This window comes from Cellvibrio sp. UBA7661, assembly GCA_002483365.1.
Taxonomy (GTDB): domain Bacteria; phylum Pseudomonadota; class Gammaproteobacteria; order Pseudomonadales; family Cellvibrionaceae; genus Cellvibrio.
In genome coordinates, this window is sequence record DLHT01000005.1 from 301,288 (window position 1) to 327,391 (window position 26,104).

Below are 26,104 nucleotides of genomic sequence, written 5' to 3' on the forward strand. Positions count from 1 at the left end.
AATTCGGAGACCCATGAGTGTTAACCAATAACACCAATCAACTTCACTCGCCCATAAACCTCCTGATCGTTAATAGCGACGATGCTGCATTGGCCGCTATTAGCGCCAGCTTACAAGCTGATGGTTTGCACAATCTGGTCTGTGTTGAGTCCGCACAAAAAGCCCTGCGCACCCTGCGCCAACAGGCTATTGATGTTCTGATTGTTGACATAGACACACCGGACATGGACGGTTGGCGGCTTTCGCGCTTGGTCCGCAGCGGCATACTCAAATGCCGCGCCGACCTGCCCATTATTATTATCGCCAGCACCTGGTGCGAACGCATTGCCGAAGTCACGGCGCGCGAATACGGCATCAACCATTTACTCGCGCTCGATCACATCAACCAACTCCCTACACTGGTCAGGCAACTGACCACGCCGGAACACAATGCCACCCAAAAACCACGCCTGTTAGTGGTGGAAGATGAACCCGATACTGCCGATCTGATCAAGCGCGTGCTTGCACCTGCGTTTGATATTGAAATCGCCTATGAAGGGGATACAGGCCTTAAAGCCTGGATACAAGGCCGCCACGATCTGGTACTGCTGGATGTGATGCTGCCCAAATTATCCGGCCGCGATATTTTGATCGAAATCCAAAGCGTTGATCCCAAACAACCGGTTGTGATCATGACCGCCCACACCACCACCGAACAAGCAGAAGAATTAATGCTGCTGGGCGCGGTCGATTTTTTACCAAAACCGTTCCGCGCAGAACAACTGCGCAAAGTGTGCGACATCGCCATCCATCGCGAAGATTATCTGGTCAGCAACGCGCAATTTGCCGCGCGGGTAAACTCGCTGCAGGAGCGCGAACTGGCATTTCGCCAACTCTATGAAAACCATCACCAACTACTCAATGATCTGCAATCTGTGGTGATGGAATTGGATGCCGAATTCCGTATTTGTTATCTCAACCGCGCATGGGAAACCATGATGGGATTCCCTATTGCAGAATGTATTGGTGTCTCGCTGGAATCATTTATCGCTCCGGATGACCTTGGCCAATACACATTGTTCAAAAACAAAATCCGTAAAGCACTGCACCACAACAAACCCTGCCCGGAAATTGAAATTTGCCTGAGCAACAAGCACGGCCAAAAGTTGTGGGTACAGTTAAAGATCAGCCGCTCCACCAAGGCAGAACAACAAAGCAACTTGACCGTTTGCCTGGACAACATTACCGAGCGCCGCGAATCGCAAGAACAGCTTAAATACCTCGCGATGCACGACTCGCTCACCGGTTTGTATAACCGTCACTTTTTTGAAACCACACTCGCGCAATTAACGGCAGATTCGGTGCGCAATAATCGCCAACATGCGCTGGTGTATTTGGATCTGGATCACTTCAAGGTTATTAACGATACCTTCGGCCACCAAAAAGGCGATGAAGTGCTGCGTGAAATGTCGCATCTGTTAAGCAAACGGATTCGCGGTGCCGATATTCTCTGCCGCTTGGGTGGCGATGAATTTGCCATTTTGCTGCGCGATATCCACAGCAAAGAAGTGCATGAGTTCGCCCAAAGTATTCAACAAATTATTGGCGAATTCAGTTTTCAATTGCAGGAGCAGCGCATCAATCTCGGCAGCAGTATTGGCCTGACGTTGATTGATGGCAGCACCAATAATGCCGAAGAGCATTTGATGCGCGCCGATATCGCTTTGTATGTTGCCAAAGGGCGCGGCCGCAATTTGATTCACCAGTATGATCCGCTCGATAGCGAGAGCGACGAGCTGCGCCACTCCATCAATATGTCGCAAAAAGTGCGCAAAGCGATTAGTGAAGATCGCATGACGCTCTACTTCCAGCCGATTTTTGATGTGAAAAAACAAAAAATTTCGTATTACGAAGCATTGGTGCGCATGATTGAACCCGACGGCAGGATTGTAGGCCCGGACAATTTTATTCCCGCGCTGGAATCCGCTGGCGAAATGCATTTGCTGGATCGCTGGATTATTAAATTAGCGCTGCGAACACTGAAAAGTAATGATGAACTGATCCACATTGCCATCAACCTGTCAGCACAGGCATTCAAAGATGACAATCTGGTGCCGACTATTTTGGAGAATCTGAAAGCAACCGGCGTTGATCCAAAACGGATTACGTTTGAACTGACAGAAAGCGCCAGCTTGTTCAATTTGCACATTACCCAGCGGGTGATTGCCGAGTTACATAAATTGGGTTGCAGCTTTTCAGTGGATGATTTTGGCTCAGGCTTCAGCAGTTTTGCTTACCTGAAAGATTTACCGGCGGATTACATCAAACTTGATGGTTCGTTTATCCAGAATTTGCATCGCGACCAGATCGACCAGACACTGGTGAGATCCATGATTCAGGTGATCCAGGCACTCGGGAAAAAAGCTGTCGCAGAGTACGTGGAGAATGAAGAGATCCTGCAAATCCTGAAAGAGATGAATATCGATTTCGTGCAGGGGTATCACATCGGGCATCCATTGCCGGTAGAGCAAATCAGCTTATTTTCAGAGATGGATCCGGATGCAACACCGGACACCAGCCGCATGTTGCATCACTAATCGATGCACTTAATCTGCATCAGGTTCTGTATTGGTGCCTGTATCAGGAACAGTGCGCTGCGCTACGCCTTGATAATCAATATCGTCACAGCGCAGCGGCAAAAATGTGTCAGGCGGGCGCTTATAGGTATCGAGATAACAGGCAGTCACTCCGCTCGCCACCAGCGTCGAAAACAAATTATACGTTTCCTGCGGTGAAAAATCGTAGTCAGACAACACTGCCGATACATAACCATTCACGTTCATTCCCTCGTCGTACTTTTCCATCAGCACCTGTTCAATGGCGTATGCCAACGACAAGTGCGAGCCTATTGGCATGTTCAATTTTTCGGCGACTTTTTCCATTACCTCAAGGCGCTCGTCACCTTTTGCGATCGGCCGAATGTAACCCACTATGTAAGGCTTGCCCCCTCGCACTGCAGCAGCCGAGCTTACAATATCATCGGCCGATGCCCCTTGCTTGTGTTGTACCAAGGCATTCTGGATAAAACCAACGCCTTCAATTAACGGTAAAACACCGTAAGAGCGAGAGTCTGTCGCAAGAACACCCATTGCAGTACCAGCCACAACCGATGCGCGAGCGGTACCTGCCAGCGCGCCAATCTGATTACACCAAATACGTGGATCCGGCCAACTCAGGCAACCATATACAGCCTCAATCCAATCCGCGAGCGGCCGGTCAATCAGCCGTCCTGTTGCATTCAGCACTAAAATTTGAAAGTAGGATTTTTCTCCAACCAGCTCTTCCAACATGGAATAGCCGTGGCTAAAAACACCTTTACCGGGAAACCAGCCACCTGTGTTGCTGATAATTTTTCCGCGTCGCTGCTGCAGATAATCAATCACATTGGCATCGCTGTGAGTGGATGAGCCTGCGCTGATTTTATCGTTCAATAACATAATTTTCGTCGCTCACAAAAGGCATTGCAGTGATGGGTTTATTGGCTAATTCAATACCATGGGCAACCAAACCAGGAGCACCTAATAATTGAAATAAACTGCCACCCGCACGCGGTTGGAAACCAAGATCAGCAAATACCGCAGCGGCAATACCGGTAGTCATCCAACCAATACCCTGATCCTCCAGATTGGCTGCGAGCTCACTCCCCCATCGCAATGCTTTACCCGCTGCATCCAATTCACACAGTTGTGTAGCGATATTTTTTGCAAGCAAATCAATGCCGCCCTGATACCTGCCAAAACCCGGAGCAACACATAGCTGCTCATCTGCATTCGTTGCTGATGCATATTGCTGTCTCAGAGTTGACGCAACCTGCTGCGCATCCAACTTTTGTTGCTTGCGTAAAAAGCGCATGCTTTCTTCTACGATGCCACCGCCTGCATATTCACCACCCAATACTGCAGCCGCGATAGGAAGGATATGAACCGGGTCGGTTTTGCCAACGCCCACGTTCATCGCAGCGCGCGTTGCTGGATGGCGCGGCCCCGGATTTATCAAAGCAATCATTAATGTTTGCAGCAGTTGTGCTTCCGCTTTATCAGGCAACTCACCGCGAAATAATAAATAAAACACATCGACAAATGAGCGTTTATTCATTAACTCAAATAAATCATAACCGTGGCAGAGCGCGTGACTTGCGATAAAGGGGTTGTCCTCACTCGGAATTTCTTTCCAGATACGCGTTGCTACGCGCGGTACGAAAGGCTCGTTACGGCTGCGCACTTGATCGTGCTTAGGTCCTGACATGGGCGATTCCAAATAAAAATCTAACGATGTATGTAAGGTTGTAGCGCAACCTATGTGAAGTGGTAACGCTACCGACGGAAGCTGTAACGCAGCTTATTTGAAGTTGTAACGTAACTCGATCCAAAAACTGCGCGATTCCAGCAAATAATCTTCTGCGATTTCGCCACTACTGGGCTCACGTGCATCTTCATTGGTCAGGTTGCGTACCACCAAGGATGCATCGAGCTCGGGCATGATATTTTTGCGGCGAAGGGTGAGATTTACCAAAGCGTAATCATCTATGGGTGAGCGCTCTATGGCAGGTGCAACCGCCGGCGCGCGCTGACGATCGCCAATCCAATTGAGCTGGCCGTGTACAAACCAATTGGAATTGAGTTCCCAATTCAAATCCACTTTAAATTGTTGGCCGGGCGCATCTGGAATGGCTCTGCCAGTGTCTCCATCTTTTGCATCCTGCCTCGCATAACTACTGGCAATATGTAATCGCGGTGACGGTTTCCAATTCATTTCCAATTCAAAACCACTGCCGTCTTGATCGCGAGCGTTAGCGGCTGTTTTGGTTGTTGCAAATTCATCCTGAACGAATTCGATCATATCTCTGGCGCTATAATCAAACAGCGTCAAATTAGTCACCAAGTCTTTACTCAGGCTATACGCAAAACTGATCTCTGCCGTGTCTATTTTTTCGGGATCAAGATCAGGATTTCCTAATACGACCGGATTGTTTTTACCAAATTGCTCGGTAAATGAAGGAGCACGGAATGCACTGCCATACAATAATTTGGTAGTGAGGCGATCATTCGCGACCCACACCAACGCCATACGCGGATTTGTTGTAGTACCAAAATCGGAATAATCGTCGTGACGAACGCCTGCGGTAAACTGCAGTTCATTCGCGATTTGCCACTCATCTTGCAGGGAAATATATTTCACGGTGCGTGAGCTATCCACAAGAAAAACATTGTCGGTATTGCTCACATCCGTAAGCGTTCCATCAACAATAGTCTCACTGCCATCAAGTACACCCGGGCCAAAGTTTTTCTGTTCTTCCGGTCTGATGGATTGATAGCGTGAACCCACCGCAAAACGCACGCGATGCGATTCAAACCCGGTATAGAGTGACACCAGATCGAGCTGGATATCTTCTGCAACTCCACTGGGTTTACCGATATAGCCATCGGTGAAAACAGCCATTCCTACCGGATTTTGGAAATCGATATTGCCATCCTGTCCGATGAGTAGCTTGGTGCCCACTGGAAACAGAGTGAAGCTGGATTTCTGATCGTAATGCAAGTAACTCACGCGCGCGCTGTTGTCCCACGCATCCGCGTCATTGGGGTTCAAACGATAGGTGACATCACCCATCCATAAATTACTGTCATCGCGTCCCGTTGGGTCTAATACTTGCGCGCCTCCCGCTCCCACACCTGCATCAGCCGAACGCCAGTTCCATAAATTAAATTGAATCTGCTCGCTAGCTAACATCAAATGCGTATCAAGCACCGAGTATCTTGTTGATAGGGAGCCAGGCGCGTTTGAGACATTCGTCCCCAATAAATAATCCAGCGCGGATTGCAGATCTGCATTTACCCGACGATTATCATCGCCATCGCTCTCTTGGTAGGCCATGCTGAACGCAACATCAACATCATTCCATTTTGTTGCCGTTTGAAGCCACAGATCGCGCGTATTGAATGAACCAACTCCACCGCCTATTTGGGTTCCCTCTATAGCATTAGCATCTTTGGTGATGACATTAATGACACCGGCATAGGCATCCGCCCCATAAATAGCAGAGCCAGGTCCGCGAATGACCTCCACGCGCTCAATACTGGTGACGGGTAAACGGAATAATGTGGGGCGCCCACCCTGTACGTTGTACTGCACAGGTACACCATTCATCATTAATAAAACTTGTGGATTAAACCCGGTGTGAATACCGCGAATGGAATACACCGAATCCAACCGGCTGAGGGATGAAAGTGCAACATGAAGACCTGGCACTGTTTCCAGTAGCTCATTTAAATTGCGTGCACCCATCGCTTGGATTTCACCTGCTGTAATCACAGTTGCAATCGCAGGTGCTTGGTCAATTGGAGTGTTGTTGCCCGTAGCAATAGAGATTTCGACTTGGCCCAATTCAGCCAAGGTCAAATTGTAAAAATCATCGGGCGAGGCAGAAGGGCTGCTCTGCTGGGCAAGTAATCCCTGGGAGCACAACAGTACTGCAGCAAATAGCGGACATCTTTTTATCGTTATTGCGCGCATATAATGACAACCTAATTCAAATGGGTAGATGTCACTCCGCTGACACAATCACTCAAACAACTCAGATACTACAAAACCATAATAAAGTGCAACACGCATTGCACCCGAATCAAATACTGATCGTCGAACATTTATTCCTGAAGATGCTGAAAGCACGCGTAAAGATAAATGACCTTTCCCCGAAAGCAAAGGCCTTACTGGGAAGATTTATCAATATCCGACATTTTATGTGGTGCCAAACGCTGGATTGCCAATTTTAAGGTTTCCCGTTTGACGGGTTTGGTCAGATATTCTTCAGCGGGCTGACGATTGAAACGTTTACGCTCCTCAATCATTGATATGACAATAACAGGAATATCGCAGACATCCGGATCGGCTTTGATACGCTCAAATAAAATCCAGCCATGTTGGTCGGGCAAAAATAAATCCAACGTAATCACTTGCGGTTTAACCGATTGGATCAAACGCCAACCATTTTCTGCATCAGCAGCGGTGTGCACTTGATAACCTTCCGCACGGATAGTGCGCGCCATAATGTCGAGAAAGGCAGGGTCATCATCAATCATCACAACATGCTCGCCCGTAGGTTCGGCAGCGGATGGTAATGCCGGAACCGGCTCCTCTTGTGCATCGGATTTATTAAGCGACTGCGGAATGTGCTTAATCGGCAGCGGCAGCTCTACAATAAATTTCGAGCCAACACCCAATTCACTTTCAACGCGGATGCTGCCTCCCATTAACTCACACAGTTGACGGGTAATAGACAAGCCCAATCCGCTGCCCTGAAATTTGCGTGTAGTGCCTGAATCTGCCTGCTTGAATGGATCAAAAATCGTTGCTTGTTGCTCTGCCGATATCCCTATGCCGGTATCAGCAACGCTGATGTAAATCCGGTGCGGTTGATGATACGCCTTGATACGCACCTGTCCGTTCGCCGCAAACTTGATCGCATTGCCCAATAAATTAATGAGTATATGCAGCAGCTTTTCCGGATCAGCCACTGGCAGCACATCACCGTTATCGACATCGACATGCAAACGTATGGCATTTTTTTCCAGCAGGGGTGCAACGGTTCCCAGCGCTTCATCGACCAGGCTGGATAATTTAACTTCCGTGAGATCAAGATCCATACGCCCGGATTCAATTTTGGCCAGATCCAACACACTGTTGATCAATTTCAGCAGGCGCTCACTATTGAGAATGACACGATTCAGATCGTTAAGGTGACGCGTATCATCGGCCAATTTCAATTCTTCAATTACCACTTCGGTGTAGCCGATAATCGCCTGCAACGGCGTGCGCAATTCATGGCTCATCAGCGATAAAAATTCACTCTTCGCCTGGCTGGCATCTTCCGCTTTGCGCTTGGCAATCGCGAGCCGGTCGCGCGCCATTTGTAAATCCTGGCTGTGCGCTGCCAAGCGTTCGTTATCGCGGCGCTTGATGGTATAGGCAACAAAAATCGTGATGATCAAAAGCACCCCCAGAAACACAGATCCCCATAAATAACGCAGGGCGATTTTTTGGGAATCTACCAATTCATCAAGATTTACGATTTCGTTTTTTTGTTTAAGGATGGTCTCTTCTTGCGAGGTAATAGTTGCATTCAAATAGTTCAATCGCTGCTCGCGCGTTTCAATTTCAGCGAGGATTGTACGTAAATGCTGTTGTTGCTCATCAAGCTCACGGGTGCGCTGCTTGACCTCAGCCAAGAGCGTCTCACGCTCTTGCTTGCTGGTTTCAATTTGTTGTTGCTGTTCTTGCAGTAACGCTTTTTGCTCAGCGATCAGTTGGTCGCTTTTTTGGATGCCTTTATTCAGCTCCGCCATCTGCTCTTGCAGACCATCATTAATGGCCTGCTGGTTTTGGACTGCCTCGCTCAATTCATTCAAAGCCTTTTCGCGCCCACGCAATTGTTTCTGTAGCGCAACCAATGATGCCTGACCTTCGCGATACAACTTGGCAACATCAATTTCGGTACCGCCATTAAGGATAAGCTCCGGTAGCGGCACTAGCCCGTGATTGATGATATTGGATTTATTAACCTCAAATTTAAGCCGGTCATTTTCTGTCGTCATCAGGTTAATCATGACCAATTGTTTATTGGCATAAGACTCGGTCACGATCAAAACCGGCTTGCCTTCCAGCGCATCGTAAATATCGGCAATCGTTTTAGCGCTCGCCTGTTCGATATACACCAAATTGAATCGGCTGAGCTCATCAATATGGTTGGTTGCCGTCACATTGATCGGCAAATTGCGCAGCTTCACACGGTCGCGCAACACCGCCAGTTCAGACATCAAGGCAGGGTTCTGGGCGCCATAAACCCCGATTGAAAACGAGGTCATTGCTGCCTGATTCGGCCACTCAATATTTTTGGCAAAGTTATACAAGTAAGACGCAGTTATTTTTTCTTTGTTGAGCCCTTGGGCAACTGCCGGAGTCGCCACACACAAGAGCAATACTTGCAGGAACATGGCACACGCATATAACCACTGCCGTAGCAACCCACGACGACTCAAGGTGTTAAGCACAGAAAAAGGGGAAGTTATCAGCATTGGGGTTAGTCTTATCGCTATTTTGATCACTGAAGCATAGCCGGTTAACCGGGCTATTCCTAGCTCCCAGGCGAGATGGACGATGAGTAGAACTACCCGATACTGATCAATACAATTGGCCAATAAAAAAGGCACCCGTGCAAATACATCAGGTGCCTTGGATAAAATATACAACCATTAATCGATAACAGTTATCGAAATACTACATATAAGCCTTGGCAAAGGCTGCCTTGGATTCCTGGATATACGTGCGGACTTTAACCGCATGGGATTCCCAGAGCGCGCGGTCAGTCTCGCTTGTAAAAGGGTTTTGTTCTTTGGCTACAGAGCGATCAAATTTATCGTAAAAAGTAATGACTGATGATGCAATTTGATTAAATCGTTCTTTAAACACCTGGGTTTCTTCCATCGTGCCCGTCGCCTTCATCATGAACTGTACAAACTCTGTATTGGAACTGGAATGGTTCTGATAACTTTCGGCCTGCAAGAGAAAATAATTATTAATTTCTTGCAACGCTGCCGTGCGAATTGTTTCATCCTTGCTCAGAACACGGTTGTAGTTTTCCTGGCCGCGCCCCATACCACCGGCAATCAGCGATTCTTTTAAATGTTTATCCAGATCCTTGCGGAATTTATCGACCTCGCGCTGGATGTCCATCAGGTCTTTATCCAAAGCGACAACCATGTTTAATTCTTTTTCCACCTCGCCTAAAAAGCCTTCGGCCTTGGCAAAGGTTTTCAACCCATTGGCTTCTGCAAATTTGCGCGCTTTGCGATCAATACCCGCATTTTCATACGACACGCGATCAAATGTGGTGGCGACAATGGTTTTGAATGGCTCGGCAAACGCCTGATAGGCGCCCTGGGTCATCACGTTCAGGCTTGCAGTCGCAATATCACCCAAAGGTTTCAGTAAAGATTCCATGCGCGATTTTTGAATAGGTGATGCCACCATACGTACATCACTGACAATCCCTTTAAACGTGTGGTAACCGAGCGGGTTCGCCATTTTGCCGCGCTCGGATGTTGCCAATACCAGCGTCACGCTGGAATAGATACCGTTAGCGTATTCAAGGTACTGACGCTGCACATCAATCTGTGCTGCATAATTTTTACCCAGAGTGCGCAATGCATCTGCCTGCACCTGATAATTTTTGTCATCACGTAATTTGCCCAATACTTCGGCAATCACTTTTTCCTGATTTTTTTGCAGCGCAGTATCAAGCAGGATTTTTTCTACGCTTAAATCATCAATCCATACTTGCCCGTTGGTCACTTCAAAATCCAGGCGCAAATATTTTTTGCCCGGATCATCAATCGAAATACGTTTGGCATGATATTCCGTTGAGTCATTGCTGCCTTTAATTTGCCCGACCTGCATCCAACCGCTGTCAATATTCTGGTTGGTAGCCACCAACACGTTAATGGTGTACTGCGTTGCGGGCGATGAGGTTTTTATCCAAAACTCCAGCGTGCCCTGCTCATTCAAGTTCACCCGCGAGCGCACCGATGCCTCGCCCTCTTCCACCAATAATGCACCTGTGCCTGTGCGTGCCTGTTCGGCAACGGCTTTGGTGCCATAGATCAGCGCCCATTTTTTCAAATCGGTATCGCTATCAAAACCATTTTTAAAAATGACTGATTTTTGTTGCGCGCCGGCTTGCATAGCAAGAGCACTGGCCACACACAACACCCATAATTTTGCTGTTGATTTGAACATATATATCCGCAACCTTGTGTAAGCAAAAAATTTATTCAATAAAACCGGGCACGTTACTGTGTAAAAAAGCATCCACTCGCGCTTTGCGATCCCCTAATACCCGCCAATAAGCAACGCGCTCATCTGCCAAACGGGTAATTGAATTCATATACCCATTGGCACCCCAGCGATTTGCCGCAACAGGGTTGGCAATGGGATCATTAAAAACCGTTTCAGGGGGAATAATTTTCCACCCCTGTGCAATTAATTGATCGACCAGCGCCACAATAAAATACGCAGCCAAATCATTTTCCTGTAATACTAATATTTGCTTGGGGGAATAACCCAAAAGATTAAATGCTAATGCATCTTCCTGTACGAGCGATGTACTGATCAGATCCACATACGCTTTTTCAAGTGCAGCCATATTGACTGCGCGATTACTGCGGATTTTTTTCTGGTACAACTCATCCAGATATTGGTCTACACCACGCAGTGGATTGGGATTGGCAAATGCAGGGCGATAACCTCGCTCTTGCAAAAAATTAGCGAGACCCTGTTGGATATTGGCGTCGCCATATTCATGCAAGTAAGAGAAATACACATGCTTTTTGTAACCGCGATAGGAGCGCAAAATACGGTTGGCTTTGAGTATGCCAATTTCATAGGCATAAAGATCGCTTTTGGTTACCAAGCCGTGCCCGTGCCCGGCATTTACCAACAGATGTCCTTTGTCACTATAAAGTGAAAGGCGCGCTTTATCTTTTTGGTCAATGCCTTTGGTTTTAATCAAGAACATCGCTTGGGGTACACCTGCAGTTGCCAAATTGCGCACCAGCATTTGTGAACGGGCCATTGCATCCAATGAGCTGGAGGGTTGCAGTGTATTTTCAAATGCAATGGCCAATTCCCGTGCATGCACCAAGGTGCTGCCTAATGTGGAAAAAAGTACAGCAGAAAGCACGCATACGCACCGGATAAACCATTTTGTAGTAAGCACCGTTTTTATCTCTCGCAGCAAAAAAAGTGAAAAGAAAAACTACTCAGGCAATTCATACAATTCCAACGGCAATCCATCGGGATCTTGAAAAAAAGTAAACCGTTTGTGGGTAAATTCATCCACCCGGATGGCCTCTACGGCAACACCATTAGATTCTAACCAAACGACATAGGCATCCAGATCACGCACCACAAATGCCAAATGGCGCAAGCCACAGGCTTCCGGTCGCGATGGTCGCGCAGGTGGATTGGGAAATGAAAATAACTCCAACTGCGAGCCATCCGGTAATGCCAAATCCAGTTTCCACGAATCGCGGGCAGCGCGATAATTTTCTGCCACCACCACCAAGCCTAAAACATTGACGTAGAAATTCCTGGACGTCTGGTAGTCCGAACAAATCAGTGCAACATGATGAACTGCTTGTAAAACGGGTGAAGCCGCTGCCATAAATAAGTGCCCTGTGGATGCACACGGAAACCGGAGCCCAAGTATAACGTCCACCCCTTAAAAGACGATGCCTTTTGCGTAACTTGAGCTTCCTGCAACTGCTTCCTGACATGCAGATGGCGGTTATGGTGGCGCGCGGGAGCTGTATCCAAAATGAATGGCTTCTGCGGCACCCGTAACCTGCACGTCTGATTGCACTATAAAAAAATCCCGCCAGGGCGGGATTTTTCAGGGGTGGGTTTTCAGTAACCCGGATGGCCGCTTATTCTGCGGTTGCTATACGCATCACCCGGGCCACATACACATGGCAAATCATCTAATGCTTCTCATGCTGGCGGCGCAACTGGCTCAAACCGGATTTTATCCACACCAGCAAATCATCGGGGAATAGTGGCTTGGAGAAGTAATACCCTTGCACCAGATCCACACCCAGCTCGGCAATGATCCGGTAATCCTCATCTGTTTCCACCCCTTCTGCCACCGTGGTGAGGTTCAGGTTTTTGGCCAAATCCACCGTGCTGGCAAGAATGGTGCGCTGCTGGGGACGGGCAGCCGCGCGATGAACCAGGGAGCGGTCGATCTTTAATTCCGTCGCAGGTACGCGCGATAACTGCTGCGCATTGGCAAAGCCAGTGCCGTAATCATCGATAGCAATATGGAACCCTTTCAGGCGCAAACGTGCCAAGGTCTGGATCGCACTGGCCAGCTCCCCCAACAGGGCATTTTCGGTAATTTCAAAGGTAATTTCCGAGGGCGCAATACCGTGGTCTTCGGCCATTTTGCACAACCATTCCACCATGTCGGAATCGGCCAGTGACAAAGGCGAAAGGTTGAACGCAAGATTGAAGCGCAACCCATAATTTTGCCAGGTGCGCTTATGTTGGAACGCAACTTGTAGCAGATGCCGTGTCAGCATATCGATCATGCCGTGACGCTCGGCCAAAGGGATAAATACCCCCGGAGAAATCACCCCTTTTTGTGGATGACGCCAACGCGCCAAGGCCTCTACCCCTTTGAGCATCAGACCTTGCACTGTCAGTTTCGGCTGGAATGCCAAGGTCAGCTCGTTATTGGCAAGCGCCTCACCCAACTCAACCGCAGTCACTTCATTCTCTTGCTGCACGTGGGGTTCGGCCGCTTTGTTTTTGGTGTCCTGGAGAAAGCGCAACAGGCTGCACTCCAGCGCATCCGGCAGGAGGGGTTTTTGGAAAGTGCCTAATACGTGTAAACCATCGGCCTCTGCCATGGTGCCCACACTGGCAATCAGGATCGGGTCTTTGGCACTGAGAATGATCACGCTGCTGGCCAGCTTTTTCTGCGCCATTGAACGAATGAGTTCAACCCCATCCATAATCGGCATTTCAAGATCAACCAGAACGACATCAACCCCGCGCGACTCCAACACATTCAGCGCATCCACACCATTGGCGGCATCGTGCAAATCTTTCACGCCCAATTCGCTACAAAGCCCTTTTGCATATTGGCGCTGGGTGAGGCTGTCATCTGTCACCAGTACGCTCAGTTCGGAAATTACCGACTTCATGCCTTGCCTCCCAGTACGGCAGGAATTTGGGATAACGGCATTACCTCTTTGGCAGCCCCCAAGTTAATCGCCTCTTTAGGCATACCAAACACAATGCAGGACTGTTCATCCTGCGCAATAGTTCTGCATCCCACTTGCCGCATTTCCAATAAGCCGCGGGCGCCATCATCGCCCATACCGGTCATGATGATTCCCATTGCATTGCGTCCGGCAGCGCGGGCAGCAGAGCGGAACAGCACATCAACCGATGGGCAGTGGCGATTCACGCTCGGACCGCGGAACACCTTGGCGATGTATTGCGCCCCCGAGCGCTGAACCTCAAGGTGATGTCCGCCAGGCGCGATTAACACCCGGCCAGGAATCAAACGATCCCCGCTCTCGGCTTCTTTCACATCCACCTCACACAAACTATCAAGACGTTTGGCAAACGCGGCGGTAAATTTTTCCGGCATATGTTGTACAACAGCGATGCCGGGGCAGGTGCGCGGAATTTTGCTGAGAATCTCCTCCAGCGCTTGCGTACCGCCTGTAGAGGTGCCAATCACGATGATGCTATCGGTTGTCGCTGTCATGCTGACCAGATCGGCCGCCGCTGGCATGACCGGTGCAGATTTTTTAGCATCAACTCCCATGCTTGCCCGGCGCGACACATGGGCACCGGCAGCACCACGCACGGTTTGCCACAGCAAATGTTTCGCTTCCAACAAAAAATCTTTTACACCCAATTGCGGCTTTGTAATCACATCAATCGCGCCGGCGGACAGCGCCTGCAAGGTCAGCTCTGCGCCTTTTTCAGCGAGCGACGAACAAATAATTACCGGCGTCGGCCTTTCGTGCATCAGATGGCGCAAAAATGTCAGGCCATCCATACGCGGCATTTCGATGTCCAGCAAAATGACATCCGGCCATTTTTTTTGCATTTGTTGTTGCGCAAAAATAGGATCGGATGCCGTAGCGTAGACATTAATGTCAGGTGCTTCATTCAGTACACCACTGAGAACCTGGCGTACAACGGCTGAATCATCCACTACCAGAACATCAATTGTCATAATTGCTCAAATTTCCCAAAAAGTACCCGATCCGTTATCACTCATATCAGTGTGGTTATGACGTCGGCCAGTGTATTAGTGTACGAACCAGTGACTTAACAAGTATTGTTCATCGGCATGTTATTTCAATGTTCAAGGCGGGTTCATTGCATAATGTTTTAATTGAATATCACCCGTCGATATAACCAACATCAAGGAGCGGGAAATAGTTCCGCCAACATCAACATGGGTTGGTTGCAGTTTTTCGCGCATCAACCACTGCCGGGCATAGGCAATATTGTCAAAGCCAATTGAGGTCGCGGTTCGGTAGGGAAACATATCGCCGCCACCAAAAATCCCCAGTTGGAATTCATTCATATTGCCGTAAGCCTGCATCGATTTTTTCATTTGCTCCAACGCATGGACGGCATAACGGCAATCCCCTGCGGACAATGATTTACGTCGTGCATCTGCTTTAGACGCAGGCTCATTGGCCAGAAGATAATGGCACATGCCGCCAACCTTCAAGGTGGGATGCCAAGCGGTGAGCGCGACGCAAGAACCTAACACTGTGTGCAACCGCTCATACTCCACACCGAAGTACCACTCCCCGGGATGTATGCTATGGAGTGGCTTGACGATGGGTACAACTGCCATAACGACTACCGCCCTGCTAATTGGTAAATAGCTGGCTTGAGCGGGATAAAACGAGAGCTAATACCATGCAAACTTTCCGAGTGGCCAACAAACAGAATACCGCCCGGTTTTAACTTATCCGCGATCCGCTCCAGTATTTTTGTTTTGTTGTCATTTTCAAAATAAATCAGCACATTGCGTAAAAAAATCAAATCAAACTTGCCAATGTCAGGAAAATTTTCATGTAAGTTCAATGTGAAAAACTGCACCGATTCGCGCAATTCTGCCACCACCCGGACATTTCCCTGTTGCGGGCCAATGCCTTTGCGGCAGTAACGTCGTAAATAATCTTGTGGGATATTTTTCACACGCATCTCCGGGTAAATCCCGATCTTGGCCTGCTCAACTACCGAACGGTTTACATCAGAACACAGCAATTCCCAATCGCACTGGCAGCGATCCTTTAACACCATCGCAATACTGTAGGGTTCCTCTCCTGTTGATGAAGCAGCACTCCACACACGAAAGTTTGCCCCGGGGCGATACTTGGGAAGAATAACCTCCTGCAAGTAATCAAAGTGTTTTTGTTCGCGAAAAAAATAAGTTTCATTCGTGGTAATCAGTTCCAGCGCTGTATTTAATTCGCCCTTGCCTTGCGGGCTTAAAATAAAGCGATAGTAATCACTAAAACCTTTTACCTGGCACGCCTGTAAGCGTTTCCATAAGCGATTGCTTAACAGCGCTTTTTTTTGCATGGGCAAAAAAATGCCCAGCTTTTCCTGAATCAACTCTTGAAACAGTTGAAACTCTTTATCCGTAGGGACAGATGCTGCGCTTTCCATTTCCATAATGGTCATTCACACTCACTTATCGTTGTAATCAAACTGAGTCAAACGTTATAGGCTCTTTGGCACTGCTTGTTGTACGGCGTGACTATCCAGCCAATTTGAAATAGCCGATAGACTCTTGTAATTGAATCGCCTGCGAACTCAACTCTTCCGAGGTAGAGCTCAACTCTTCCGCAGCTGCTGCATTTTGTTGCATGGTTTGGCTCACCTGCCCAATGGCGGCATTAATTTGGTTAACGCCTGACGCCTGCTCTGCTGACGCAACAGAAATTTCCTGCACCAAATCTGCTGTTTTGCGGATTGAGGGCACCATTTCCTGAAGTAATTGTCTAGCGTGGCCAGCCTGGTTGACAGTCTCACTGGCAAGACTACCAATTTCTTTTGCAGCCACCTGACTACGCTCCGCCAATTTCCTAACCTCTGATGCCACTACCGCAAAACCACGGCCATGTTCACCCGCACGTCCGGCTTCAATTGCAGCATTGAGCGCTAAAAGATTCGTTTGGTAAGCAATGTCATCAATCACACTGATTCGCTCAGCAATTTTGTGCATTGCCTCTACAGTACCTTCTACCGCCGTACCGCCCGATACAGCATTATTCGCCGCCTTTTGTGCCATACCATCGGTAACCATAGCGTTTTGGTTATTTTGGGTAATTGAGGCAAGCATTTGATCCATAGAGGCCGAGGTTTCTTCCACGCTAGCGGCTTGAACTGATGCGCCTTTCGCCAAAGATTGCGCTGTAGCGGTCACCTCTTCTGAAGCAGATGCCAGGGCATCGGAAGAAGAGCGCACGTCACCTAATACTTGCGAGAGTGTAGTAGCCATTCTGCGCACAACAGCAAGCATGCTTGTAGTATCGCCAGCTTTAACATTAACACTCTGGGTTAGATCACCCGCTGCAATTTTTGTCAGTACTGCTGCCGCATACGCAGGTTCGCCACCCACATCACGCATGATGCTGACAAAGACCCAGCAGGCATATAGGAAAAGCGCTGCGGTAATTAGCACAAGTGCGCCTAACTGAATGTTAGTGACATAGTCGCCGACACGCGTTACATCGGCGCTTTTTGCCTCCAGTATTGCTTCCAGTTTTTTCGTCAATACTTCTTGCTCGGTTTCCAGTACAGCAAATGCTTTCTGGAATTCAGGCAGCTGGTTTTCGCCCCGCTCCAGATTTTCACCAAAGGTATGAACAATTATTTCTGCAGTTGAAATGTAATTTTCCAACGCGGGACTAATCTCTTTCAGCAACACCATGAGATCAGGCGAAAGAGACAAATTAAAATTGTTACTTAAATTCATCCGGAAGCGATCGGCATGCTCCCGTAAGTTTTCTTCACTTTCTTTAATGAGAGCCTGATCTTGTTTAATCGCATACAAATTTGCACTCAACACATCGGCCCGAATCGCATCATGCATCATGTCTCCATCGACATGATTTTGCAGTGCATGACTTATAATTTCCTTTTCAGTATTGATAGCATCCATCTTTAGATGACCAACAAGCCCAACCACACCAATCAGAATTGCTGAAGCCAAACCGGCTCCAGCCAGGGATAAAATTTTGAATCGAAGTGTGAGCTGCATCGGTCATCCCTTGTAAGCCATAGTTGATCAACAATTTATGAGTAACGAACAAAGTCTTTATCGAGATCATCATCACTACTGATTTTCTTCTGCGATTTATTGCGCGAAGGAGAAGGAGCAGAAGGCGAAAAATTTCCACTGCTTTTTTGGGAAGCGCGAGGCGCGATCACTCTGTTATCCGATTTGGCCAACACAAAATAACTCACAGCATCTTGTAAGCGCATAGCTTGTGAACTGAGCTCCTCAGAGGTAGAACTCAACTCTTCCGCAGCGGCGGCATTTTGCTGCATGGTTTGGCTCACCTGGCCGATGGCTGCATTAATTTGGTTAACACCCGCCGTTTGTTCAGTGGATGCTGCCGAAATTTCTTGAACTAAATCAGCCGTTTTACGAATAGAAGGAACCATTTCCTGCAACAGTTTGCCCGCATTGTCTGCCTTGCTCACAGTCTCTCCGGCGAGCGAACCAATTTCCTGTGCAGCAACCTGACTACGCTCAGCCAACTTACGAACTTCTGAAGCCACTACTGCAAAACCGCGACCATGTTCTCCCGCACGCCCGGCTTCAATCGCCGCATTCAGTGCAAGCAAATTAGTCTGGTAAGCAATATCGTCAATCACACTAATACGGTCTGCAATTTTTTGCATCGCTTCTACCGTGCTGGCAACCGCATTGCCACCTGTCATCGCATCGGCAGCAGCTTTCTGGGCCATGCCATCGGTAATACTGGCGTTTTCATTATTTTGCATAATGGAGGCAGACATCTCTTCCATTGATGCCGAAGTTTCTTCAACGCTTGCTGCTTGTACTGAAGCGCCTTTGGCCAGCGATTGCGCTGTTGCATTCACCTCTTCCGAGGCCGACGCCAATGCATCTGCCGAGCCGCGAACTTCACCCAATACTTGCGACAAGGTATTCGACATTTCGCGAATAGCCGCCAACATGCTGGTGGTATCGCCCTGTTTAACAGCCACCTCCTGGGTTAAATCGCCCGCCGCTATTTTAGCGACCACTGCCGCCGCGTAATCCGGCTCACCACCCAATTGACGTAGCAAGTTACGGGCAATAAAAAATCCAATTACCGCAATAACAATTAAGGTAATAACCGAAATCACTACAGAATAAAATGTTGCCTGGGCTTTACTGGCTAACGCGGTGTTTTTTGCGTCTTCAGCGATATCCATGTTGTACGCAGATTGATTATCTATAGCGGCAGATGCCGCCATAGCATCGGGCGTTGTCTTTTCTAACAACTCCCGCGCGAGATCAAACTGCTCCTTCTCTGATGCAGCAATAATCGCAGGGATATGTGCTACAAAACGATCAAAGGCATCCACACTTGCTTCTAATAATGCGAGGTCTTTGTCATTTGCAATCATGGATTCATATTTTTTAAAGCCCTCTTTTGCCTCTGCAATAACGTCATTCAAACTTGCTTCAAGTTTTTGTGATTGTGACTTATCTGTGTTAACGATATAGCGGTTAAGACGGATACGGGCACGGTATACGTTGTTCTGGATAAGCCCCAGCAAATGCATACTGGGAACAACATTTTCATTCGTGTAATTCGTCTCTTCAAATACTTTATTGATTTGAATTTGGGCAGCGCCCGCCAACACAATAATTCCCAGCAACGCTGTTACTACCAACAGCACCATTTTCTTGGCAACGGTCATTTCATTACTCCGGTAAAAATCCATTAAACATCAAAGCCTGATCTTCATATCAGGTGGTATTTATTAGCTATAACGTACAAAATTTTTGTCAAGGTCATCATCATTAGCGTGGGCTTTCTTAACCTGCGCAGGCTTGCCAGGTTTAACCCCAGCCGGTGGTGGATTTTTTTTCGCAGTGGGCTTGATGGGGTTATTCGCACTGCCCTGCCCCAACTTGAAATAAGTCATAGACTCTTGCAGGCGAATGGCTTGCGCACTCATTTCTTCTGAAGTAGAGCTCAGCTCTTCTGATGCCGCCGCGTTTTGTTGCAGCGTTTGACTCACTTGGCCTATGGCAGCGTTAATTTGCGAGACCCCTGCATTTTGCTCTGATGATGCAGCAGAGATTTCCTGTACCAGATCGGCGGTTTTGCGAATAGCAGGCACCATATCTTTAAGCATGTTGCCCGCTTGTTCCGCACGTTTGACGGTATCACTTGCGAGCGAGCCAATTTCTTGCGCGGCAACTTGGCTGCGCTCCGCAAGCTTACGCACTTCCAAAGCGACCACCGCAAATCCGCGACCATGCTCACCTGCGCGGCCCGCCTCGATTGCAGCATTCAAGGCTAGTAAATTGGTTTGGTAGGCAATGTCATCAATTACACCAATGCGCTCGGCAATTTTTTGCATCGCCTCCACTGTATTCATAACAGCTTCACCACCGGTTGAAGCATCGCGTGCAGCTTGCTGTGCCATACCATCGGTAATTCTGGCGTTCTCACTGTTTTGGGAAATAGATGCCGACATTTGCTCCATTGAGGCGGACGTCTCTTCAACACTTGCCGCCTGAACCGATGCGCCCTTGGCAAGCGACTGCGCGGTAGCATTAACTTCTTCTGACGCAGAGGAGAGCGAATCGGCAGAGCTGCGTACATCGCTAATAATTTCAGCCAATTGTTTGCGCATATTTTCCACGCTGGCGAGCAGCGAATGCTGGTCTCCTTGCTTCAATTGAATATCCACATTGAGATAACCTTCGGCTACCTGTGACACTACATCTGCAGTATAAGCAGGCTCTCCGCCCAGGGCTTTAAACATATCGCGAAAGATAAATACCATCACCGTAATGATAATGACCGAGGCACTGATACAGATAATCAGCAGCAAACGCACAGTATGGCTATAAATTTTTCCGGTTTTAATATCCGACTCAATCAGAAATTGATCAAACTCACCGGTTGTTTTGTCAGCCAGCTCTTGCATTTGGCGGCTGGCTTCGCGATCCATACCACTCACTAATTTATCGACGATTTTCCCTGCTTCGGGATTTTCCTGATTAAAGCTGCCGAGCGCTTCACGGTAATTTTTGCCTAATTTTGCGTGTTCTTTTTGCAGCTGCTCCAACGCATCAACAGCAATACCTTCTTGTTGTTGTAAAGCCATTGCTGCGGCAAGATGTTTTTGCACTACAGATTCAGCTGTAATAAAACCATCCACATATCGAGTGAATTGATCGGCGTTATTGCCACGAATCAGGATATTTTTCCATTCCTGTACCTGGGTTTTAAAATTAATCGCTGCGGATTGGATTTCCACCAAAATTTCCGAACGTCGTTTACTGTGGATAGCGGTATCGTGCACCACAGTATTAAATGAGTGAATTTGTAAGTAAGCGGTAAGTCCGAGTGTAGACAGCCCCACTACAATCAAGCTGCTAAGTAATAAAATTTTGGCTTTCAAGGTGAGGCCACTGAGCATATCTATTCCCTCAAAAATATTGAGTTTTATTTTAATAATGATTACTGCAGCTGAGCCTCAACCAAATGCGCCAACTCACGGATGGAAAGTGCATTATTTGCATCCAGCAACACCACAAATTCATCCTCTCGTTTGGCAATGCCCTGAATAAAATCAGCGCGGATATTCGCACCGAATGATGGTGCGTCCTCGATGTTTTCATCATTCATTTCAATCACTTCGCTGACCGAATCTGCCAACAAACCCAGCACATGATTTTGTTCATTGCTTTGCAGCTCTACTACAATGATGCACGTGCGCTTTTGGACTTCGATCGGTTTTCGCCCAAGGCGAACCGCCAGATCAATTACAGGGACCACTTCCCCCCGCAAATTAATCACGCCGCGCAAAAAATTAGGCATTAAAGGCACTTCAGTGATTCCGCTGTACTCGATAATTTCGCGGGTTTGCGACAATTCCAAACCATAGTTTTCATTGCCTATCCGGAAGGTGAGATATTGCTTGATCACTTCAACAACATGGCTCTTTTTTTGTTTACTTAGCTGATTCATTATTCTTGCTCCTGCACATTTACTGCAAAGGCATTATTGCGTAAATGTTCGCGATTAATCGCAAACCCGATTAACTGTTGGATATCCAAAATCAACGCAACAGCACCTGTACCTAACAGACTTGACCCACCAATTCCTTTGAGCGCCTGAAAAATAGGCCCCATCGGTTTTACTACGGTTTGTATTTCACCGTGCAAATCATCCACCACTATGCCCGCACGCTTTTCACCAAACTGCACCACAACAATTTTTTCACGCGAATGGTCCTTGGATTGCAATGAGAAAATTTCACGCAAGCGGATATAAGGCACCTGTTCACCACGTAAATTTACGCAGTTCTGACCTTTCACATGCATGAGTGAATCCAGATCAACGCATTCAAGAATCGTATTTTGCGGAACAATAAAATCGATGTGCCCTGCGGTTACATGGAAACCGTCAATGATCGCCAGTGTCAGCGGCAAACGGATGCTAAAACTGGTTCCCACTGTCAGTTCACTTTCAATTTCAATGCCGCCCTGCAGCTCTTCAATATTGCGCTTGACGACATCCATACCCACACCGCGGCCGGACAAATTTGTCACCTGTTCTGCAGTTGAGAGCCCTGGATGGAAAATTAACTGGAATAATTCCTGACGGGATAAATGAACGCCCTCTTCCAGGATTCCATTGTTAATGGCTTTTTTGCGAATTTTTTCCACATCAAGGCCGCCACCATCATCATGGATGCCAATTACAATATTGCCTGCATCATGACGTGCAGTCAGTTTGATGGTGCCCGTACCCGATTTGCCGCGCGATTCACGCACAGCGACAGACTCAATGCCGTGATCCATTGCATTGCGCACAATGTGCATGAGGGGGTCATTGAGTTTCTCTACCATCGAGCGGTCCAATTCCGTTTCCGCCCCTTCAATTTCCAACTCAATTTCTTTGCCGATGGCTTTAGCGGTATCGCGCACAACGCGTTTGAATTTTTGGAAAGTATCGCCAATAGGAACCATGCGCAGAGTCAATGCTGCATCGCGGATCGCTTCGGTGAAATTCCCCATCGAGGTCACAGCCTCAATCAGCGTGGCATTACCTAATTTTGATGCAAGCAGATCAACGCGTTGACGGTTGATAACCAATTCACCAATAAGATTGATCAAGGTATCAAGACGCTCTGCATCAACGCGAATAAAACGGTTTTCAGAACTGGTTTTTTTCTCGGCGATTTTCTTTTGCTTATCGAGCGCGGCATGCACAATTTCAGGCGCGACTGCTTGCTCCTCAATCAGGATGTCGCCCAACATGCCCACCGCACCGGTTGATTTGGCTTGTTGTTTTTGAGTCGCTAACGCAGCTTCCAGCTCTTGATAGGTTATCGCATGGCTTTTTACCAAAATCTCACCGAGCCGCTGGGTATTTTCCGGCAGGGATTTGATCAAATTAACGTAGGCTTCGATATTGCTGCGCGGCGGAATAATTATGATCTGGGACTCTTCGCGCACAAACATGAAGGCATCTTCAATTTGCTGTTGCGTAGCATCGCTGACCAAGGTGATTTCAAAACCCAGGTACAATTGTTCCGGATCAAACTCATTAAATTCGGGCAAGTGATCAGTCAGTGTGGTGATATGTGTAATCTCACCCAGCGAACCTAAAAAGCGCATGATCGACAAGGGGTCCATACCATTGCGCAACAAATCCGCACCCAGACGCACAGAAATATGCCATGCCTCACGATTATGGTTTCCACTTTGTAGCGCAGCGTTATTGGCTAAGGTAGCCGGTGCTTTTGCAGCGGGCATCGCAACAGGTTCAGTAGTTGCCGGTTTGGATTCCAACCATGGCGTTAATGAATCTAACAGTGCATTGCCATGCGCCAGACACTCTTCATCGTTTTCACTTCCATGCATTGCATGCTCGACGAGCGTGGCAATGTGATCGCGGCACGGCAGCAAAATACTGAGCAGATCACCACTGATGGTAATTTTTTCATCGCGCGCACGATCCAATACGTTTTCCACAATGTGCGTAAAACTCACAATGTCATTCAAGCCGAATAAACCGGCAGAACCTTTGATCGTGTGCGCCGCGCGGAAAATTTCATTGATGGTTTCCATGTCATGATCGCCATCATCCAGACGCAAAAGTGCCGACTCCATGGAGTTGAGTAAATCCTCGGCTTCGGCAAAGAAAGTCTGTAATGCACCGTCGAGATTCATAGTGTGATTCCTTATGATTCCATGGCAAATTGGGATTGCACATCAAGCGCGGTCAGCACTGACTCAACTGACTCGTTGCTTTTGGCAATAAACACTGAGCGATGCACTGAATTGAAAAACTTCTTCATAAACAATAAAAGTTGGACACCGGCAGTATCCAACTCGGTAACACCTTCCAGATTCAAAGCGATTTTATCGGCCAGTTTTTCGTAATCGGCAAAGATTTCATCCTTCACTTGGGCAACGTAATAGATCGTAAAATCCCCTTCAAATACCAGGGTTGATGTGTCCTTGCTTTTTTTGCGCGAAATATTCATAGCCTTTTCCTGTAAAAAATAATTCCAGTTAGATCAGCATGGAAACTGCTTGCAGCATTTGCTCAGGACGAAACGGTTTTACAATCCAGGCTTTAGCACCCGCAGCTTGGCCTTCACGTTTTTTCTCATCCGCACCTTCGGTGGTTAACATAATGACTGGTGTAAATTTGTAATTTGCTTTGGCTTTCATTTCTTTTAAAAAGGTGATCCCATCCATGTTGGGCATGTTCACATCGGAGATCACCAGATTAATTTTTTGGCCATCTAACTTGGTCAATGCATCCTTCCCATCGCAGGCTTCAACAACGGTGTATCCCGCACCGCGCAATGCGATACCGACTACTTGCCGAACACTGGCAGAGTCATCAACTACAAGAATTACTTTGGACATTCATTACTCCTAGAAGAACGTGATTTCTGAATTGTTTGAACCCTGAACCTGTGTGCTGCTCCCGCGATGCACATCAACTTGTTCCAGAGTGGTGTAGGTTTTTTGCAACGAACGCAACCATTCGTTGATATCAATATTGTTGACTTGCTCGCCATGACGCAAACGGGTTTCATGGTCGGCAACAGCAGCAACCAGTTTTTCCATATCATCAATGACGTGACCGAGAATTTGGCTAACACGATCCTGAAATTGCAAATTCACCAGCACTTCTTCAACGCTGTTCTGCACCGCAGCGCTTTCCTGTTCAAGAATATGAGCTGATTGCAAAATGCTTTCACCGGAATTTTGGAATTGTTCCAACACTTGCGAGATAGACGTTTCTGATTTGGCAAGGCGGGTATTGTCTTCTGCCGCATATTCAGCCGTTCTGTCCAACGTGGTTTGCAGCGCAGAATTCACTTGCTCAATACGACGGCCAATGCGCGCACCGGTTTCACCGGAACGGGTTGATAAGGTGCGGACTTCATCTGCTACTACGGCAAAGCCGCGCCCATACTCGCCCGCACGTGCGGCTTCAATTGCCGCATTCAGCGCAAGCAAATTCGTTTGCGATGCAATCCCCGCAACTTCAGCACTCATACCGCTGAGTTCAACCGTAATTTTGGATAAGCCGGAAATTTCGTTTAACAATTCATCGCGTTGATCAATTGCCTGACGCAGGGTATGGGTAATCTGGCTCAGTTCACTGTTGGCAAAATGAATGACGCCGCCCAGCCCTGTATCGCCCTTCATGCTGCTGGCAGTCGTGGCAGAGCTGGCTACCGCGGCCTGTAAGCGATGATGGATTTCAGAGAAGCGTCCAACCAATTCGGTGATGCTGGTTTCCAATTGGTTGCGCGCCAATTCAGTCTGGCGCTGCCACATCGGCAGAATTTCTTTTAAAAGTTTTTGGTAATTTTCTACGAGTGGACGATACATCTGCACAATCTGCTGATTGACCTCTGCTTGCTGTAACGCGAGCGCGGTATCCTGTGCACGTTTGGATTCGCGGGAAATTTGCGTAAGCGCAAAACCGGCCGCAGCCAATATTGCCAGCAACAACAATACTTTCCAGATAACACCAAGCTGGGCAAGCGCAAGTAACAACAATCCAATCAGCCCCAGAAGCGCAACAGCGCCTAGCACTGCGGCCTGTGCGAAACCATTCTGGCGAGAAAGATGTGCGGGCAGGAAATAAGAAGGGACACGGGGAGCATTCCCGCTCAGGTGCTTGCTATTCATGGGTCTCATCCGTCAAATTCGATAGCAAATCCGCAGGTC

20 protein-coding genes are annotated in these 26,104 nt (G+C 47.9%); 1 reads left to right on the forward strand and 19 read right to left on the reverse strand.

Going from position 1 to position 26,104, the window contains the following annotated elements:
• Positions 1–17 precede the first annotated feature (17 nt).
• Positions 18–2,576, forward strand: a complete 2,559-nt coding sequence (locus B2739_RS03860) for a GGDEF/EAL domain-containing response regulator (protein ID WP_331344552.1) — start codon at positions 18–20, stop codon at positions 2,574–2,576.
• A gap of 9 nt (positions 2,577–2,585) precedes the next feature.
• On the opposite strand, the gene B2739_RS03865 is transcribed toward B2739_RS03860, so the two are convergent.
• From B2739_RS03865 to B2739_RS03955, 19 genes are all read right to left on the reverse strand, one after another.
• Complete coding sequence (locus B2739_RS03865) at positions 2,586–3,476, reverse strand: hypothetical protein (protein ID WP_331344553.1); 891 nt, start codon at positions 3,474–3,476, stop codon at positions 2,586–2,588.
• Positions 3,460–4,284, reverse strand: coding sequence for a citrate synthase (locus tag B2739_RS03870; protein ID WP_331344554.1), 825 nt, complete (start codon positions 4,282–4,284; stop codon positions 3,460–3,462). Before B2739_RS03870 ends, B2739_RS03865 begins: the two co-directional genes overlap by 17 nt.
• Before the next feature lie 93 nt (positions 4,285–4,377).
• On the reverse strand, positions 4,378–6,552 hold the full coding sequence (locus B2739_RS03875) for a TonB-dependent receptor (protein ID WP_331344555.1): 2,175 nt from the start codon (positions 6,550–6,552) through the stop codon (positions 4,378–4,380).
• A 194-nt stretch (positions 6,553–6,746) separates the two neighbouring features.
• Positions 6,747–9,110, reverse strand: coding sequence for a YfiR/HmsC family protein (locus B2739_RS03880; RefSeq protein ID WP_331344556.1), 2,364 nt, complete (start codon positions 9,108–9,110; stop codon positions 6,747–6,749).
• A gap of 202 nt (positions 9,111–9,312) precedes the next feature.
• The gene (gene bdpA / locus B2739_RS03885; protein ID WP_331344557.1) at positions 9,313–10,830 is read right to left on the reverse strand and encodes a BAR domain-like protein A BdpA; all 1,518 of its coding nucleotides are present in this window, start codon (positions 10,828–10,830) and stop codon (positions 9,313–9,315) included.
• Between the two features lie 31 nt (positions 10,831–10,861).
• On the reverse strand, positions 10,862–11,773 hold the full coding sequence (locus tag B2739_RS03890) for a hypothetical protein (protein ID WP_331344558.1): 912 nt from the start codon (positions 11,771–11,773) through the stop codon (positions 10,862–10,864).
• Between the two features lie 75 nt (positions 11,774–11,848).
• Positions 11,849–12,256 carry a VOC family protein gene (locus B2739_RS03895; protein WP_331344559.1) on the reverse strand — a complete coding sequence of 136 codons (408 nt, stop codon included), beginning with the start codon at positions 12,254–12,256 and terminating at the stop codon, positions 11,849–11,851.
• Positions 12,257–12,572: 316 nt separating this feature from the next.
• Positions 12,573–13,799: an EAL domain-containing response regulator gene (locus B2739_RS03900; protein ID WP_331344560.1), complete on the reverse strand. Its 1,227-nt coding sequence runs from the start codon at positions 13,797–13,799 to the stop codon at positions 12,573–12,575.
• Positions 13,796–14,848 carry a chemotaxis response regulator protein-glutamate methylesterase gene (locus B2739_RS03905; RefSeq protein WP_331344561.1) on the reverse strand — a complete coding sequence of 351 codons (1,053 nt, stop codon included), beginning with the start codon at positions 14,846–14,848 and terminating at the stop codon, positions 13,796–13,798. The genes B2739_RS03900 and B2739_RS03905 overlap by 4 nt, the downstream gene beginning before the upstream one ends.
• Before the next feature lie 132 nt (positions 14,849–14,980).
• A complete protein-coding gene (locus tag B2739_RS03910; RefSeq protein ID WP_331344562.1) occupies positions 14,981–15,484 on the reverse strand; it encodes a chemotaxis protein CheD in 504 nt (167 codons plus the stop codon).
• 5 nt (positions 15,485–15,489) lie between these two features.
• Positions 15,490–16,320 carry a CheR family methyltransferase gene (locus B2739_RS03915; RefSeq protein ID WP_331344563.1) on the reverse strand — a complete coding sequence of 277 codons (831 nt, stop codon included), beginning with the start codon at positions 16,318–16,320 and terminating at the stop codon, positions 15,490–15,492.
• A gap of 76 nt (positions 16,321–16,396) precedes the next feature.
• Complete coding sequence (locus B2739_RS03920; RefSeq protein WP_331344564.1) at positions 16,397–17,902, reverse strand: methyl-accepting chemotaxis protein; 1,506 nt, start codon at positions 17,900–17,902, stop codon at positions 16,397–16,399.
• A 35-nt stretch (positions 17,903–17,937) separates the two neighbouring features.
• Positions 17,938–19,578, reverse strand: coding sequence for a methyl-accepting chemotaxis protein (locus B2739_RS03925; protein WP_331344565.1), 1,641 nt, complete (start codon positions 19,576–19,578; stop codon positions 17,938–17,940).
• Between the two features lie 63 nt (positions 19,579–19,641).
• Positions 19,642–21,315, reverse strand: coding sequence for a methyl-accepting chemotaxis protein (locus B2739_RS03930; protein ID WP_331344566.1), 1,674 nt, complete (start codon positions 21,313–21,315; stop codon positions 19,642–19,644).
• 41 nt (positions 21,316–21,356) lie between these two features.
• The gene (locus B2739_RS03935) at positions 21,357–21,866 is read right to left on the reverse strand and encodes a chemotaxis protein CheW (protein WP_331344567.1); all 510 of its coding nucleotides are present in this window, start codon (positions 21,864–21,866) and stop codon (positions 21,357–21,359) included.
• Positions 21,866–24,076, reverse strand: a complete 2,211-nt coding sequence (locus B2739_RS03940; protein ID WP_331344568.1) for a chemotaxis protein CheA — start codon at positions 24,074–24,076, stop codon at positions 21,866–21,868. Before B2739_RS03940 ends, B2739_RS03935 begins: the two co-directional genes overlap by 1 nt.
• A gap of 11 nt (positions 24,077–24,087) precedes the next feature.
• Positions 24,088–24,393 (reverse strand): STAS domain-containing protein, encoded by a 306-nt coding sequence (locus B2739_RS03945; protein WP_331344569.1) that lies wholly within the window; start codon positions 24,391–24,393, stop codon positions 24,088–24,090.
• A 28-nt stretch (positions 24,394–24,421) separates the two neighbouring features.
• A complete protein-coding gene (locus B2739_RS03950; RefSeq protein WP_331344570.1) occupies positions 24,422–24,784 on the reverse strand; it encodes a response regulator in 363 nt (120 codons plus the stop codon).
• Positions 24,785–24,793: 9 nt separating this feature from the next.
• Positions 24,794–26,065 (reverse strand): methyl-accepting chemotaxis protein, encoded by a 1,272-nt coding sequence (locus B2739_RS03955; RefSeq protein ID WP_331344571.1) that lies wholly within the window; start codon positions 26,063–26,065, stop codon positions 24,794–24,796.
• Positions 26,066–26,104: the final 39 nt, after the last annotated feature.